This is a genomic window from Lysobacter cavernae, assembly GCF_042648505.1.
Classification (GTDB): domain Bacteria; phylum Pseudomonadota; class Gammaproteobacteria; order Xanthomonadales; family Xanthomonadaceae; genus Lysobacter_L; species Lysobacter_L cavernae.
The window spans coordinates 151,824-167,504 of sequence record NZ_JBHRXK010000006.1 but is presented as its reverse complement, the minus strand read 5'-3'; the positions used below and the strand labels follow the sequence as shown (position 1 = coordinate 167,504).

At 69.4% G+C, this 15,681-nt stretch carries 14 protein-coding genes and 1 pseudogene; 4 read left to right on the top strand and 11 right to left on the bottom strand.

Annotation, left to right across the window (positions count from 1 at the left end; all coding sequences use genetic code 11):
* Positions 1 to 93 precede the first annotated feature (93 nt).
* The 6 genes and pseudogenes from ACFOLC_RS13350 to ACFOLC_RS13325 all read right to left on the bottom strand — a co-directional run.
* A pseudogene (locus tag ACFOLC_RS13350) lies at positions 94 to 273 on the bottom strand (cold-shock protein); the annotation flags it as partial.
* A gap of 64 nt (positions 274 to 337) precedes the next feature.
* Positions 338 to 1,369, bottom strand: a complete 1,032-nt coding sequence (locus ACFOLC_RS13345) for a patatin-like phospholipase family protein (protein ID WP_386759751.1) — start codon at positions 1,367 to 1,369, stop codon at positions 338 to 340.
* Positions 1,370 to 1,871: 502 nt separating this feature from the next.
* A complete protein-coding gene (locus ACFOLC_RS13340) occupies positions 1,872 to 2,891 on the bottom strand; it encodes a TIGR00266 family protein (RefSeq protein ID WP_386759750.1) in 1,020 nt (339 codons plus the stop codon).
* 143 nt (positions 2,892 to 3,034) lie between these two features.
* Entirely contained in the window at positions 3,035 to 3,757 is a 723-nt protein-coding gene (locus ACFOLC_RS13335; protein WP_386759749.1) for an ABC transporter ATP-binding protein, read from the bottom strand.
* A gap of 7 nt (positions 3,758 to 3,764) precedes the next feature.
* The gene (locus tag ACFOLC_RS13330; protein WP_386759748.1) at positions 3,765 to 4,745 is read right to left on the bottom strand and encodes a hypothetical protein; all 981 of its coding nucleotides are present in this window, start codon (positions 4,743 to 4,745) and stop codon (positions 3,765 to 3,767) included.
* A gap of 9 nt (positions 4,746 to 4,754) precedes the next feature.
* Positions 4,755 to 6,398, bottom strand: a complete 1,644-nt coding sequence (locus ACFOLC_RS13325) for a M28 family metallopeptidase (RefSeq protein WP_386759747.1) — start codon at positions 6,396 to 6,398, stop codon at positions 4,755 to 4,757.
* 130 nt (positions 6,399 to 6,528) lie between these two features.
* On the opposite strand from ACFOLC_RS13325, the gene ACFOLC_RS13320 reads away from it, so the two are divergent.
* Positions 6,529 to 7,173: a DUF2238 domain-containing protein gene (locus tag ACFOLC_RS13320; protein ID WP_386759746.1), complete on the top strand. Its 645-nt coding sequence runs from the start codon at positions 6,529 to 6,531 to the stop codon at positions 7,171 to 7,173.
* Between the two features lie 12 nt (positions 7,174 to 7,185).
* On the opposite strand, the gene ACFOLC_RS13315 is transcribed toward ACFOLC_RS13320, so the two are convergent.
* Complete coding sequence (locus ACFOLC_RS13315; RefSeq protein ID WP_386759745.1) at positions 7,186 to 7,623, bottom strand: GFA family protein; 438 nt, start codon at positions 7,621 to 7,623, stop codon at positions 7,186 to 7,188.
* A gap of 36 nt (positions 7,624 to 7,659) precedes the next feature.
* Positions 7,660 to 8,439 carry a rhomboid family intramembrane serine protease gene (locus tag ACFOLC_RS13310; RefSeq protein WP_386759744.1) on the bottom strand — a complete coding sequence of 260 codons (780 nt, stop codon included), beginning with the start codon at positions 8,437 to 8,439 and terminating at the stop codon, positions 7,660 to 7,662.
* A gap of 229 nt (positions 8,440 to 8,668) precedes the next feature.
* Here ACFOLC_RS13310 and ACFOLC_RS13305 point away from each other — a divergent pair, with 229 nt between their 5' ends.
* Positions 8,669 to 9,841, top strand: a complete 1,173-nt coding sequence (locus tag ACFOLC_RS13305; protein ID WP_386759743.1) for a class I SAM-dependent rRNA methyltransferase — start codon at positions 8,669 to 8,671, stop codon at positions 9,839 to 9,841.
* A 9-nt stretch (positions 9,842 to 9,850) separates the two neighbouring features.
* Here ACFOLC_RS13305 and ACFOLC_RS13300 read toward each other — a convergent pair whose 3' ends face one another.
* Positions 9,851 to 10,834 (bottom strand): MBL fold metallo-hydrolase, encoded by a 984-nt coding sequence (locus ACFOLC_RS13300; protein WP_386759742.1) that lies wholly within the window; start codon positions 10,832 to 10,834, stop codon positions 9,851 to 9,853.
* Between the two features lie 150 nt (positions 10,835 to 10,984).
* Positions 10,985 to 11,932, bottom strand: coding sequence for an EamA family transporter (locus ACFOLC_RS13295; RefSeq protein ID WP_386759741.1), 948 nt, complete (start codon positions 11,930 to 11,932; stop codon positions 10,985 to 10,987).
* A gap of 86 nt (positions 11,933 to 12,018) precedes the next feature.
* On the opposite strand from ACFOLC_RS13295, the gene ACFOLC_RS13290 reads away from it, so the two are divergent.
* Both ACFOLC_RS13290 and rmuC read left to right on the top strand, forming a co-directional pair.
* Positions 12,019 to 12,960: a LysR family transcriptional regulator gene (locus ACFOLC_RS13290; RefSeq protein ID WP_386759740.1), complete on the top strand. Its 942-nt coding sequence runs from the start codon at positions 12,019 to 12,021 to the stop codon at positions 12,958 to 12,960.
* A gap of 106 nt (positions 12,961 to 13,066) precedes the next feature.
* The gene (gene rmuC, locus ACFOLC_RS13285) at positions 13,067 to 14,434 is read left to right on the top strand and encodes a DNA recombination protein RmuC (protein WP_386759739.1); all 1,368 of its coding nucleotides are present in this window, start codon (positions 13,067 to 13,069) and stop codon (positions 14,432 to 14,434) included.
* Positions 14,435 to 14,835: 401 nt separating this feature from the next.
* On the opposite strand, the gene ACFOLC_RS13280 is transcribed toward rmuC, so the two are convergent.
* Positions 14,836 to 15,681 (bottom strand): S1 family peptidase, encoded by an 846-nt coding sequence (locus ACFOLC_RS13280; RefSeq protein WP_386759738.1) that lies wholly within the window; start codon positions 15,679 to 15,681, stop codon positions 14,836 to 14,838.

The following is a 15,681-nucleotide window of genomic DNA, read 5'->3' as shown; positions in this document are numbered from 1 at the left end:
GCCCCAACATGGCGCTCGGCGGCATCACCCCGGCGATGAAGCTGGCGATGGCCGCTTAGCTCCACTTTTGGCGACTGCTAAAAGTGGGGGGATTACCCGGCCGCGTGCATCTTTTGATTCCGAGTACGAGATGAGGTCACCGTCAACCGGCCTACGGGATCCGAACTGAAATGCTTTGATATGGACAAAGGCGCGGTCTCCGCCGTCATGCGGCGAGACAAAACCGTAGCCTTTGTCCTCGTTCCAGTCGGAAATTCTTCCTACAAGTCTCATGGAAAGTCCGGTTGGCGGCTGACTACTGCTTAGAGGCGCGGCCTAATCCACCGACCCCGCCCCGTCAGTTACTCACACCCACGCACGCGGGATCACGCCGCAGCTTGGCGGTCCACTTCTTGTCGGCCTCGGCACACTGCGCCTTGAGCTTGGCGGCCTGAGCCGCACGTGCGTTCGCAGCGGTGGCATCGAGGCGGGCCTGCTGCAGTTGGGCGATCTTGGCGCGTATCTGCGGCATCGCCGCCAGCGCGGCTTTCTCGCCCTGCAGGATCGCGTTGTGGCGCTGCTCGAAATCGGCCGCGCCGATCTCCAGCACTTTCGGACGGATCACGATGTCGGCGCGCGCGAGTTCCTGCTGGCCAAGCTTCTGCCCCATGATCGTGATCGACTGGTTGACGTTGCCGAGCACGCTGCCGGGGTTCTTGCCGCTGGCCCTGCTGGAGATGTCCACGGCGATCACGAAGTCGGCGCCGAGCTGGCGCGCGGCGTCGACCGGCACCGGGCTGACCACGCCGCCGTCGACGTAGTGGAACTTGCCGATCGCGACCGGCTCGAACACGCCGGGGATGCTGCTCGACGCGCGCACCGCCTGGCCGGTGTTGCCGCGCACGAAGTAGGTGCGGGTACCGGTTTCCAGCGCGGTCGCCACTGCCACGAACGGCTTGGGCATGCGTTCGATCGGGCGCTGGCCGACCAGTTCGTTGACGTAGTCCTGCAGCTTCTGGCCTTTGACCACGCCGCCGGAGAACAGGCTGACATCGCGGATGCTGGCCTCGTCGAGGGCGATGGCATGCTGCTGCATCGCGAAGACGTCCATGCCGCTGGCGTACAGCGCGCCGACCACGCTGCCGGCGCTGGTGCCGGCGACGACTTCGGGCTGCAGGCCGTTGGCTTCCAGCATCTTGATCACGCCGATGTGGGCGAAGCCCTTGGCCGCGCCGCCACCGAGGGCGAGGCCGATGCGGACTTTCGGCGCCGGCGCAGGCGGCGTCACCACCGCCGGCGGCGGGGCCGGCTTGACGTTGTCGCCTCCGCAGGCGGCGAGTGCGGACACGAGGACGGCCAGCAGCAGAGGGAGTGACTTCATCGGAGGCATGGTGGGTGCGATCAGCGGCGCAGCATACAGCTACGCGCACGGGCGAATCTGACTGTCTGCCGTAGACCGGGTAAGGCCACACCCGGGACACGCTACGCCGGCATACCCGGGCTACCTGCTGCCGTAGCAACGACCACGGGCCATGTCGAACCCTTCAATGCCGTCATCCCCGCGAAGGCGGGGGCAAGGTGTCGCTGCTTGCGAGCCATTAGCTGCGCGCGGCGTTGGGCGTCATCGGCTATGCCTATTGACCCGGCCCTCAAATGAAGCGTTGTAGGAGCGGCTTCAGCCGCGAGCTTTGGGTGGACGCCCGTGGGCACGCGAAAAGCTCGCGGCTAAGGCCGCTCCTACATGAAACAAAATTCGGGCCGGATCAATAATGACCGGGGATCGAAGATCCATGGACGTTTTGTTTACGCCGCCGGAGAATCGAAGCAACGTCCATGGGTTCCCGCCTTCGCGGGAACGACGGAAACATCTCGTGGAGCGGGTAAGGGACCAATCAGAAGCCGTTGTCGCCGTCGAGCATGCGGCCCAGGCCGCCGAGCACCGAGCCCTCGCCGCGGGCCTGGCCGCCGCCCTGCGGCGCCGCCGCCAGCATGCGCCCGGCCATGCGCGAGAACGGCAGCGACTGCAGCCAGACCTTGCCGGGGCCGGTCAGGGTGGCCAGGAACACGCCCTCGCCGCCGAACAGCATGCTCTTGATGCCGCCGACCGGACGCACGTCCATGCTGACCGTGGCGTGGTAGGCCATCACGCAGCCGGTGTCGACGTCGAGGCGTTCGCCGGAGGCCAGTTCACGCTCGACCAGGGTGCCGCCGGCGTGCACGAACACCCAGCCGTCGCCTTCGAGCTTCTGCATGATGAAGCCCTCGCCGCCGAACAGGCCGGTGAGGATCTTGCGCTGCAGGTGGATGCCGACCGTGACGCCGCGCGCGCCGGCCAGGAAGCTGTCCTTCTGGCAGATCAGGCGGCCGCCGTGCTCGTCGAGCTTCATCGCCAGCACCGTGCCCGGGTACGGTGCGGCGAAGGCGACCTTGGCCTTGCCCTGACCGGTGTGGGTGAACATCGTCGTGAACAGGCTCTCGCCGGTCAGCACGCGCTTGCCGGCCGAGAACAGCTTGTCCATGAAGCCACCGCCCTGCCCCGTGTGCGAGCCGTCGCCGAACACGGTGTCCATTTGCACGTGCGCGTCCTTGTACATCAGCGCGCCGGCTTCGGCGATCGCGCTCTCGCCCGGGTCCAGCTCGACCTCGACGAACGGCATGTCGTTGCCGACGATGCGGAAGTCGATCTCGTCGCTGCGCCGGCTCGCCGCCGACGGCAGCGGCGGCAGCTGTGGCGCGGTAGTCTCCACGGCCTCGGCGAACTCGGGCATCGCCCGCGCCTTCTGCCAACCCGACAGGCCCTCGCGCCAGCACAGGTCGTTGGGGTGGGCCTTGGCGTGCGCCTGCGCGGCGTCGGGATCAAGCGGGCCGATGCGCTGGCTGCTGCCGGCGGAAACGAAGTACCAGTGGCTCATGAAGGACGCTCTTTGCGGGAGGGAAAGCGGCGAGTGTAGACGCCGCGCCCATCACCGCATCGGCCGAAGGTCACCGGCGGCGGCACCAGGCCAGCGCGGCGGGGCGCACGAGCAGGCCGATCCTCCGTGTGCCGTGCGTGTGCTCATGACATCGCCTGCACCATCGCCTGCTCCAGCGAGCGGTCCGGTGCGTGGCGGATCTGGGCCAGTTCTGCATCCGACCATGTGCGGCGCAGGCGCCCTTCCACCAGCAGCAGTGCGCGCGTGGCGAAACGCTCGGCCACATCGAGTGCATGCGTGGACAGCAGTACGGTGTCGCCGTGCTCGCGGCAGCGCCGTTGCAGATACTGTTTCAGCGCGTGCGCGCTGAGCGGGTCGAGCCCGTTCAGCGGTTCGTCCAGCAGCAGCAGCGCAGGTTCGCCCAGCAGGCCCAGGGCGATGCCCAGCTTCTGCCGCAGTCCCAGCGAGCCCTGGTCGACCTGACGGTCGAGCAGTGGCGTCAGTGCCAGCGCATCGCACAGCGCCCACGTGCTGTCGGGCACGGCCTGCAGCCCGCGCGCGCCAGCAAACAGCTGCAGGCATTCGCGCGACGTCAGCAGTGGCGGCAGCTTTTGCGGGTCGACGGCCACACCCAGGCGGCTTTTGGCGGTTACCGGATCGGTGGCGAGGTCGATGCCGTCGATCCACACGCGTCCGCTGCGCGGCACCTGCACGCCGGACACGCACTGCAGCAGCGTGGTCTTGCCGGCGCCGTTGGGGCCGATCAGCACCACGAACTCGCCGGCCGGGAGTTCCAGATCGACGCCGTCGAGCACCGGCCGTGCGTCGTAGCCGTGGACGAGGTTTTCGATTCGCAGACGGGTCATCATGGCCTCACCGGCTCGCACGCCACAGGGACACGGCCGGACGCAACGCCGCCGCCAGCACCATCGTGGCGACCAGCAGCGCCAGTTCCACGCCAGGTCCGAGCAGCGCGACTGCAAGCGCGCACCACGACAACGCGCACGCGGTGGCGAACAGCGGATAGCGCAGCAGCGCGCGCCGACGGTCGTGCGGGGTCAACGGCAGTGCACGCATCAACACTGCCGCTTGTGTCGCCGCTTCGCTGGCGCCGGTCAGCGCCGCACGGAACCAGGCCAGCACGGTCGCCAGCAACAGCAGGCCGGACGCGCCGGCGGGCGTCGCGCCACCAGGCAACAGCAGCATCGCCATCGCGATCACCGAAGTGCCGTTGCCGCGCCGCCATCGCAGTACGGCGGCGCGATGCTGCCAGTCGAACAGGTGAGGCAGCCGCGCATCGTTGAGCGCAGCCAGCCGCCACAGCGGACGGCGGCGTCCGTCGATGCGCGCGGGTGGTGTGCGGCGCAGCGATGCCGCCACGCCCAGCGCAGCGCCGGAGGCGATGCCCGAGACCAGCACACCGACGGCGGCGGTGAACGGAGCCGGCGAACGTGCGGCCAACGCCAGCAAGGCCAGCACCAGCGCACCGGCCAGCGACGCCACCAGCGCGATGACGGCGCCAACGATGACCAGTGCCTGCGTGGTGGATCGTGGCGCGATGGGCATGGCGGCCCACCAGCCGCTGCGCAGTTCGTGCGCGAGCGGGCGCAGGCGCGTGCGCACCGCGATGTGCGCCAGCATCGCCAGTGTCACGCCGATCGCCAGCGGCCAATGCACGAACCACCGCAGACCCGCGCCGGCCAGCGCAGCGTGTGCGCCCTCGTCCGCCAACGCCACCAGCGGCGCGATCACGACCGCCAGGCCCGCTGTCCAGCGCGCGAGCGACCACGCGCCGCCACGATGCCGGCGTTCAAGCCGCCACTGTCGGAACCACGGGTGCCAGTGCCTGTGCATGTGGTGTCGTCAGGGGGATGGCTTGGCGAACTTTTCGCCGAAGAAGTCGCCGGCGTTCCAGGCCGGTCGTTGCGGCGCGTCGGCGATCAGCTGGCCGATGCGGGCATTGAGCTGCGCCAGGCGCGCGGCGTCGGCGTACTGGATCGGTTGCGTGGCGTCGTCGCTGGGCTGGTGGTAGTGCTGCCGCAGGAAGGCGTCCTGGAGTGCCCTGGCATCGCCGCTGTAACCGGCGTCGAGGTACACCGCCGGCACGCCGGCGCGGACGAAGGCGTACTGGTCGCTGCGCACGAACACCACCTCCTGCGGCGCCGGGTCCGGCGACAGCGCCACGCCGATCTCCTTCGCTGCCTGCTGCACCAGCGGCTGCAGCGTGGAGTGCTCGAGGCCGATCGGCACCACGTCGCGGGTCGGTGCCAGCAGCATCGGCATGTCCATGTTGACGTTGGCGACGAGCGAGCCGCGCACGGTCGGGTGCTGGGCAAACCACTCGGCGCCGAGCAGGCCCTTCTCCTCGGCGGTCACCGCGACGAACAGCAGCGAGCGCTGCAGCGGTGCCGGCGCATGCGCCAGGTGGTTGGCGGCCTCCAGCATCACCGCGATGCCCAGCGCGTTGTCGAGCGCGCCGTTGTAGATCCTGTCTTGCGGCTGCGTGCCGCCATCGACCGGCGCGCCGATGCCGAGGTGGTCGAGGTGAGCACTGAAGACGACGTGTTCGGCCTGCCTGCCGGCGCCGTCGAGACGGGCGACCACATTGCGTGATTCGACCGGGGTGATGGCGGTGCGCGCGGCCAGGCGCACGCTGCCGGGCAGATCGAACGCGCGCAGCTGGCCGTCGGCGAGCGCCTTGAACAGCTGCGGGGTAGTACGACCGTTGGTCGCGAGCAGCGCGTCGGCGCTGGCGGCGCTGACCTGGGCCATCGCGCGCAGTTGCGGCCAGGTGTCCACGCCCTTGCCGTCGGCATCGCGCAGGCGCATCGCCGGGCGGTCCCACTGGCCGGCGATGCGCGCCCACGGGTGCCGCCGCTGTTCTTCGTCGGTCTGCACCAGGATCAGGCCGACCGCGCCACGGCGCACCAGTTCCTGCGCCTTGGTGCGGCCGGAGGAATGGAACGCACGGCGGTCGTTGTCGAAGCGCGCCGGCGCGCCGCCGAACATCACCGCGATCTTGCCCTTGACGTCGACGCCGGCGTAGTCGTCGTGGTCGAGTTCGGGCGCGTACACGCCCTGCCCCACGAACACCGCCGGCGCCTCGATGTCGGCCGCGGCCGCGTTGAAGTTGGTGGCGGGCAGGAACTGCTCGCGGAACGCCAGCGTGCGGCTGACGCCGTCGCGGTGGATCACCAGCGCATTGCCCTCGGCCAGGGTTACGCCACGCAGCATCGGCACGCGCTGGTAGTAGCTGCCGTCCTCGCCGGCCGGGGCCAGGCCGAGCGCGCGGAAACGCTGCGCCACGTACAGTGATGCCAGGTCGTAGCCGCGCGTGCCGGCCTCGCGGCCTTCGAGCAGGTCGTCGGCCAAGAAGCGCACGTCGGCCTCGATGCGGCGCGCATCGGCACCGGCGCGGGCGTCGTAGGGCTCCTTCGCGGCGGGGGGCGCCTCGCGTTGGCAGGCGGCCAGCAGGAGGGCGAGGCTGATCGACGCGGCTATGCGCATGCGGCCGTTCCGGAGGAAGACGAGCGGCGACGCTAGCACCGGTGCCGGACGGCGCCAAATGCCGCACGGGCTATGCTCGGTGGCCACGAAGGAGCGTCGCGATGAGGAGTGCCGCGATGAAGAGTGCCCAATGAGCAGCGCAACGATGCCCGTCACCCCGATTGCCCGGCCACCGACGCGGCGTGAGGCCTGGTTGCTGGTCGCCCTCGTCGCCGGCGCCCTGCTCGCGTCGGCGATCGCGCCCAAGGACCGCCTGACCTGGTTGATGGAAGTGGTATGGGTGATCGTCGGCCTGCCGCTGGTGCTGTGGGCCTGGCCTGGCTTGCCGTTGACGCGGCTGCTGTGCTGGCTGCTCGCCGCGCACGCGCTGGTGCTGATCTACGGCGGCGCCTACACCTACGCGGAAACGCCGCTGGGGTTCTGGCTGCGCGACACGTTCGACCTGACGCGCAATCCCTGGGACCGCATCGGCCATTTCATGCAGGGCTTCGTGCCGGCGATCCTGGCGCGCGAGTTGCTGCTGCGCTGCACGCCACTGCACCGCGGCGGCTGGCTGGTGTACCTGGTGCTGGCATCGGCGCTGAGCTTCAGCGCGCTGTTCGAGTTGATCGAATGGTGGGCGGCGTTGGCTTTCGGCAGCGACGCCGATGCGTTCCTCGCCACCCAGGGCGATGCCTGGGACACGCAGTGGGACATGTTCACCTGCCTGTGCGGCGCGATCGTGTCGCTGCTGCTGTGGTCGCGTCTGCACGACCGCCAGCTCGGCACCGGCTAGCCGCCGGGTCGATCACGGCGGGTTGGCGGCGCGCGTCGGCACCGCCGTGCTGCTGCCGGCGAAGCGCGGCAAGGCATCGTCGATGCGGAACCAGGCGATCTGCTGTCGCGTCCACACGTGGTCGTCGATGCGCACCCGTTCCGGCGTGTCGAGGCTGCCGACGCAGACCTGCACGCGGTCGTCGAGCACGTCCTCGCGCATTGCCACGGTGCTGCCGCACTGCGCGCAGAAGCCGCGCTCGGCGGCCGCGGACGAGCGGTACCAGCGCGGCGCGGCGCCGAGCCAGGCGAAGGCTGCTTTCGGAAAGTGCACGAACGCAAGCGCTGGTGCGCCCGAATGCCGGCGGCACATCGCGCAGTGGCAGATCACGCCGCGTAACGGCGCGGCGCTGGTGCGGTAACGGACGTCACCGCACAGGCAACCGCCCTCGAACACGTCCGCTGCAGGCATGGCCAACTCCTGTGATCGATCAGGTGTGCGCGCCGCTCAGGGTTCGCGGCGCGGCGGGAACCGCAGCACGGTGCCGGTCTCCGGGTCCGAGCGCTGCCACAGCACCGGCACCTCGCGCGGACTCGGTGGCTCCAGTTCGGTGTGTTCAAGCTGGTCGTGGGCCGGCACCAGGCCTTCGTCCTCGTCCTCCCAGCTGTAGCGCTTGCGCGGCGCCAGCGGGTCGGCGCGCCGGAACAGCCACGCCGCCAGCACGCCGGCCGCGGCGCCGCCGAGGTGGGCCTGCCAGGACACGCCCGGCTCGCGCGGCAGGATCGTCAGCAGCATGCCGCCGTAGAACATGAAGGCCATCATCGCCGCGGCGATCGACGGCCGGTCGCGGCGCAGCAGGCCGAGCACGAACACCAGGAACATCAGGCCATGGCTGAGCCCGCTGGCGCCCAGGTGCTGCGAGCCCGGGTCGCCAAGCAACCAGGCGCCGAGGCCGGAGCCAAGCCAGATCAGCGGCAGCGCGCGCAGTGTCGCGCGCGGGTACAGGCCGCCGGCCAGGGTGCCCAGCATCAGCAGCGCGATCGCGTTGGCGGCCAGGTGCTCGAACGAACCGTGCAGCAACGGCGCGGTCAACAGCCCGCGCAGGCCGCCCAGCGACCACGGCTGCACGGTCCAGGCGGCGACGTCGAAGCTGCCTTGGGCGCTGAACACGGCGGCCAGCAGCAGCACGAAGGCCAGGCTGGCGTTGAAGGCGCGCAGCCAGCGGCCGCGGTCGGCCGCGCGCTGGGCCGGGGTGTCGGGGACAGCATCGGGGGTGGGCAGGTGCATGGGAATCAGATTGCTCCGCTGCACGGCGATTGCAAGCCGGTGCGGGACGGGCTTCTGCGTCCCGTGAATGGGCCAGACCCGCGGCTCGTCATGCCCACGAAGGCGGGTGTCGTGGCTCCCACGAGGGCTCCCGGGGCGAAAGACAAAGTCGCGGGGTTCCCGCCTCCGCAGGATGACGGCGTGCGAGGCGAATCGAGCGGCTGAGACCCCGCGCCCGTAAAATGCCGCGATGAACGTCATCGCCAACCCCACCGTACGCCTCAAGAACGCCTGGAAGTCCACCCACCCCTGGATCTTCCAACGCCTCGTCGACAAGCCCGCCACCCGCCCCAAATCGGGCCAGATCGTCGACGTGTTCGGCGTCGACGGCGACTGGATCGGCCGCGGCTTCTACAACGGCCACTCGCGCATCGCCCTGCGCATGCTCGAAGGCGACCCGGACATCGACGTCGACGCTGGCTGGTTCGCACGCCGCATCGCCGATGCGGTGTCGCTGCGCCGCGACGTGCTCAAGCTCGACGAAGTCAGCGACGCCTGGCGCGTGGTGCACAGCGAGGGCGACGGCATCAGCGGCCTGGTGGTCGACCGTTACGGCGACCTGCTGGTGGTGGAGTTCTTCAGCGCCGGCGCGTACCGCTACCGCGAGTGGATCTACGACGCGCTCAAGCAGCAGTTCCCGGGCTGCCGCTTCTACGCCTTCGCCGACGAGCACGTGCAGAAGCAGGAGAGCTTCGATTTCCGTGGCACCGAGGCGGTGCCGCCGAGCGTGATCACCGAGTACGGCGTGAAGTTCCGCGCCGACCCGGCCGGTGCGCACAAGACCGGCTTCTTCGCCGACCAGCGCGAGAACCGGCAGTGGCTGTCGCAGCAGGTGGCCGGCAAGCGCGTGCTCGACCTGTGCTGCAACACCGGCGGCTTCGGCGTGTACGCCAAGGTGCGCGGCGCCGAGGAAGTGATCGGCGTCGACATCGATGCCGACGTGCTCGCCATCGCCAAGGGCAACGCCAAGCTCAACGGCGCCCAGGTCAAGTTCGTGCAGGCCGACATCTTTCCGTGGCTGCGCGACATGGGCAACGCCGGCGAGCAGTTCGACGTGGTGATCCTCGACCCGGCCAAGATGACCCGCGACCGCGAGCAGGTGATCCCGGCGCTGAAGAAATACCTCGACATGAACAAGCTGGCGCTGGGCGTGGTCAAGCCGGGCGGGTTGTTCGCGACGTTCTCGTGCACCGGCCTGGTCAGCGAGGAGCAGTTCCTCGACATGCTGCGCCGCGCGGCGTTCTACGCCGGCCGCACCGTGCAGGTGCTGAAGGTGTCCGGTGCCGGCGCCGACCACCCGTGGCTGGCGCAGGTGCCGGAGTCGCGCTACCTCAAGGCGGTGTTCTGCCGCGTGCTCGACTGACGTCGCGGCTCAAGCGCCTGCGCGGTGCGCAGACCGTCGCCGCCACCACCGACGCAGCGCCCACGCCACCAGCAGCAGCGCCGCCAAGGCGCCGGCCGCCAGCGCCAGCAGGTTGTGCAGCGGGTGGCTGAGCAGGTAGTTGGGCTGGCGCGCGTAGAAGCCGTTGAACGCCGCCAACGCCGCCGGCAGGCCCAGCAGGTCGCGCTTGTCCAGTTGCAGCCGGCGCTCGTCGGGGTGGTGCTGGGCGCCGTGCGGGTAGGCCTGGCCGGCGGCATCGAGCTCGATGTGGCCGCCGAGCACGTGCGTGACCGGTCGATCGCGCAGCAAGGTCGCGACGCGGCGGGCGCTGTCCGCGTAGGTCGCGGTGTCTTCGATCAGCAACCGGCCCGGCAGCAGGAAATCCCCGGAAAACAGCAGCCCCGTGCTCGGGTCGTAGTACGCCAGGTGCGCGTCGTGGTGGCCGGGGGTGGGGATCACCTCGATCTTGCGGCCGCCCAGGTCCACGCTGGCGCGTGCATCGGGCCAGCCCGGCAAGCCGAAGAAGCGGCGCACCCCGGCCAGATCGGTGGGGGCGATGCGCGTGGCCGGCAGGCCGGCGAACTGGGCGTCGCCGGCGCGGTGGTCGGCGTGGCCGTGGGTGTGCACGACCAGCAGCGGCCGCTTGCCGTGGGCGTCGTCCGGCAACAGGCCGAGCACGGTCTTCGCCAGCGGCATCGACTGCGCGTCGGCGACCGCGCCGGTGTCGATCAGCAGCGCCTGCCGGTTGCCGATCAACAGGTACATGAACGGCCCCTCGAAATCCGCGCAGAGGCTTTGTCGCAGGACGTAGGTGCCCGGCCGGTATTCGTGCACTTGCAGCGGCGGTGTGGCCGCAGTGCAGTCGGCGGCGCCCGTTTGCCAGCGTGCCGGCAGGGTTCCCGCGGCCGGCTGCGCCGTCGCCGGTGGCAGGGTCAAGAGCGCGGCAAGCAGCACCAGGACGGGCAGTCGCTTCATGGTCGAGCCTCGAACAGATCGGAGCGCGCGGCGCACTCCGCGGTCGTGCAATGAGCAAAGGTGGCAGCTGCGGGGTTGGGCGCGGACCTGCCGGAAGGCATCGGGACTTCAGGCCTGCCGTCCCGATGCCCTGCGCCGGACTATCGCCGATCAGCGCGGCGACGTGAGCGCGGCCGCGCTGCGGGCGACGGCGGCCCGGCGCCGGGGCGCGGCAGCCGGGCGGTTGGCCAGCACGATGCCGGCAAACACCAGCCCCACCGCCGGCGCGAACGCCCAGCCCAGGCGCTCGCCGAACAACAGCGCGCCGAAGCCGATGCCGGTCAGGGCGATCACGTAGCCGATCTGGCTGTACGCGACGCTGTCGGCGACGCGCTGCAACGCGCTGGCGCTGACATTGGCGGCGATGGTCAGCACCACCAGCAGCGCCAGCAACGGCCACGCCGCAGCGAGGTCGGCCGGGGCACTGCCGCCCTGCCCGCGCACCTGCAGGCCGATCATCAACGGCAGCAGCGCCAGCGCCTGCACGCTCAACGTACCGGCCGAGACCACCGGCGCGGCCACGCCCTGCGGCCAGTGGCGCGCGCGGTAGACGTTGCCGGTGGCCAGCAACACCGGCACCGCCAGCGCGATCAACAGCGCCAGCGCCTGCTCCGCCTCGGCCGCCTGCGCGCGCGGCAGCAGCACCAGCAGCACCCCGAGCAGGCCGAGTGCGGTGCCGGCCAGTGCGGTCGCCGGCGGCCAGCGGCGGTCGAGCGCGGCGTTGAGCCAGGAGGTGAACAGCGGCGACAGCGTCACCACCAGGGTGAAGATGCCGGCCGGGATGCGCGCCAGCACCCAGTTGCCGAGCAGGGTCGAACCGACCACCGCGATCAGCGCGGCGATCACGAAGAAGCGCCGCGTGCGGCCGTCGCCGGGCACGCGCTGGCCGCGGGCGCGCAGGCCCAGCTGCAGCAGCACGGCCGCGCCGGTGACCTGGACGAACGACACCGCCACCGGCGACAGCCCCTGGCCGAGCAACAATTTGCCGACGATGTAGGTGCCGCCGATCAGGCTGCCGGCGACGAGGGTAAGCAGCAGACGGTACGCAGAGGCGGTCATGGCGGGCTTTTCGGGACGGACGCCCCGCAAATTACGCCGCACCGGGCCGCGGATAATCGGTCTGCTGGTGGCTAGACTGTTTCCTTATGTCAACAATCCCCGTCGCCAAGCTACCCGTCCCCGACCTGCCCGGCCTGCTCGCCTTCGTCCGCGTCGCCGAGCTCGGCAGCTTCGTCCGCGCCGCCGACGCGCTGGGCCTGTCCAAGGCCGCGGTCAGCAAACAAGTGTCGGCGCTGGAGCGGCGCCTGGGCACGCAGCTGCTGCACCGGACCACGCGCCGGCTCAGCCTGACCGAGGCCGGCCAGGCCTACCTGCGCCACGCCCAGGCCGCCTTCGCCGAGGCACGCGCGGCCGAGGACGCGGTCGCTGGCACCCACGGCCTGGCCCAGGGGCGGCTGCGCGTGTCGGCGCCGATGAGCTTCGGCGTGCTGCACATCGCGCCATGGCTGGGCGCGTTCCTCGCGCGCCATCCGCAGGTCGACGTCGACCTGCAGCTCGACGACCGCGAGCACGACCTGGTGCAGGGCAGTTTCGACCTCGCCATCCGCCTGGGCCGGCTGCAGTCGTCGAGCCTGGTCGCGCGCACGCTTGCCCACAGCCGCGTGCTGCTGTGCGCCGCGCCGGGCTACCTCGATCGCGTCGGCCGCCCGGCCCGCCCGGACGAGCTCGGTGTCCACGACTGCCTGCATTTCAGTCTCGCCGCGGTCGGCCGCACCTGGCAGTTCACACGCGGCGACGAGGTCGTGCGCATTGCGTTGGGCGCACGCCTGGAGGCCAATTCGAGCCTGGTGCTGAAGGCCGCCGCGATCGCCGGCGCCGGCATCGTGCGCGTGCCCGAGTTCGCCGTCGCCCGCGAATTGCACGAGGGCCTGCTCGAACCGGTGATGCCCGACTGGGTGATGCCCGGCCTCGACGTGCACGCGGTGATACCGGAACGCCGCTACGTGCCGGCCAAGGTGCGGGTGTTCAGCGAATTCCTGCAGGCGTGTTGGCAGCCGCAGCCGGATTGGTTGTCGCCGCGCACCTGACACCCGGTTGCATGCAGCGCATGGGCATGAGCATCGCCATCGCCATCGCCATCGCCATCGCCATCGCCATCGCCGTCGCTGAGACCGCGCCGGCTACACTGACGCCATGCCTGAAGCCTCCCTGCTCCTCATCGTCCTGCTGGTCGCGGTGGTCATCGCGATCGTCCTGCTCGTCGTGTTGCTGTTGCGCAAGCCGGAGGCCGCGCTGGACAGCCTGCGCGCGCGGCTGGAGCAGGCGCTGCGCGACGAACAGCGCGATGGCCGCGGCGAGCTGCGCCAGCAGCTCGACAGCCTGTCGGCGCTGCAGGAGCAGCGCATCGAGGGCTTCGGCGCACGCCTGACCGACCTCACCGTGCGCACCGACCAGCGCCTGGACGTGCTGCGCGAGGCGCTGACCGAGGACGCGCGCAAGGGCCGCACCGAAGGCGCGCAGCTGCAGCAACACTTTGCCGATGCACTGGGTCAGCGCCTCAACGAGATGACCCAGCGCAACGAGCTGCGCATCGGCGAGATGCGCGCGACGCTGGAGCAGAAGCTGCGCGAGCTGCAGGTCGACAACGCCGCCAAGCTCGAGCAGATGCGCGCCACCGTCGACGAGAAACTGCACGCCACGCTGGAAACACGGCTGACCGAGAGCTTCGGCAACGTCACCACGATGCTGGCGCAGGTGCACCAGGGCCTGGGCGACATGCACAAGCTCGCCGCCGACGTCGGCGGCCTGCAGCGCGTGCTGACCAACGTGAAGTCACGCGGCGTGTTCGGCGAGGTGCAACTGGCCGGCCTGCTGGAGCAGGTGTTCGCGCCGGACCAGTACGCCGCCAACGTCGCCACCGTGCCCGGCAGCAGCGAGCGCGTGGAATTCGCGGTGCGTTTTCCCGGTTCCAGCGGCGAGGCACCGGTGTGGCTGCCGATCGACGCCAAGTTTCCGCGCGAGGACTACGAGCGCCTGCTCGATGCGCAGGAGCGCGGCGAGCTGGAGGCTTCGCGCGCCGCCGGAGATGCGCTGGAGCGGCGCGTGCGCCACGAGGCTTCGCGTATACGCGAGAAGTACGTCGCCGCGCCGCACACCACCGAGTTCGCGATCCTGTTCCTGCCGACCGAAGGGCTGTACGCCGAAGTGCTGCGCCGCCCCGGCCTGGTCGATGCCCTGCAGCGCGACCAGCGCATCGCCGTCGCCGGCCCCACCACCCTGCTCGCCCTGATGACCAGCTTCCAGATGGGCTTCCGCACCCTGGCGATCCAGGAGCGTTCCAGCGAGGTCTGGCGCACGCTGGGCGCGGTCAAGACCGAGTTCGGCAAGTTCGGCGTGGTCCTGGACGGGGTCAAGAAGAAGCTCGACGAGGCCAGTAACAAGATCGAGGAAACCGGGCGCCGCACGCGCGTGCTGACGCGCAAGCTGCGCGAGGTTGAGGCGTTGCCGGTGGAGGAGAGCCAGCGCCTGCTCGGCACCGAGCCGGACGACGCCGAGGATTGAGGGGGCCGAGCGACAGGCCCAACGCACCTGTCTCGATCCGCTCTACGAATCGTATCGATTGGGTTCGTTTTTCTTGGCCCGCTCATCCTTCGACCCTTCGACAAGCTCAGGGCAGGCCCCGCGACTTCGTCGCTACGCTCAGGATGAACGGTGGGGGGCGATTTGATCGGTCTCTGCGATCAGCCAGCCAAGTCCCCAGACCCGAAGGGCGGCGTGCATGGATGCACGCCGTTTTCCGACCGAGCCAGGATGGCGAGTCGGAAAATCCCTTTAGCCGCACCGGCCGTGGGGCTGATTTGTCGAGGAAGGCGCTTTCTTTTGGTTACTTTTCTTTGAGCCAGCAAAGAAAAGTGACCCGGTCGCGACAGCGGACGGAAGCCTCTGTTTTCAACCGCAAGCAGTCAGAACAACGTCCCTGGATGCTCGGCTAACGCCTCAGATGCTTTGTCAAGGATCACGCTGTCAATCCATTTGACGTAGCGAGAAACACGAACGTTGTACACGACTTGGCCGTATAGGCCGGCTTGCAACCCATTGCCTGGCGCAGATCTGATCCAGGATCCTAGGCCTACGAGTTGCTTGGTGCCATTGTTGTAGATCATGACAGGGCCGCCGCTGTCGCCGCTCCCCAATACGCCCTCAAGTGGCAGGCCAGACGGAGGAGGGTCAAATTGATACCAGAGATAGCGGGCGCCAGCCCCGGTAATTGCATTGAACGCTCGACGCAGAATGGTGCGATGCGAGCCATGGGGAAGTTGCCCATCTGCTCCGTTGCCGGTAGCTCCTTTGCCAATGATCTGGACGGTCTTTCCGATCTCTTCGTTCCCGCGATATAGCGGCACCGGAGCGACATCACGTACGGGAGCCGCAAGCTTGACCAGTGCTATATCGTCAGATGTTGCAAGAAATTGATGAATCTTGGCGGGGTCGCCAGATGCCAACGCCTCCTTGGCCAAAGCTTCAGGCATCCTTGTATACGTTGGGTAGTTAATGACGGACTCAACTTTGCGCTCAACGCCGCCGATGGATACTGTTTGCTCCATATCATGCATGGGCGCTGCATGAGCTGCGGTTAGAACCCACTGGGGCGCAATGAGCACGCCATGCCCCTCGCCGGGCATGTCTGCTAGTGCCGGGAACGCAGACGCCGGAATCCGATATTTTGCATCGTCAACGTCACTACGGATAACGATTGCGCTGGCTGTGGATGAAATCGCAAGCAGCACAAAAAGAAGATAGCGATTCAT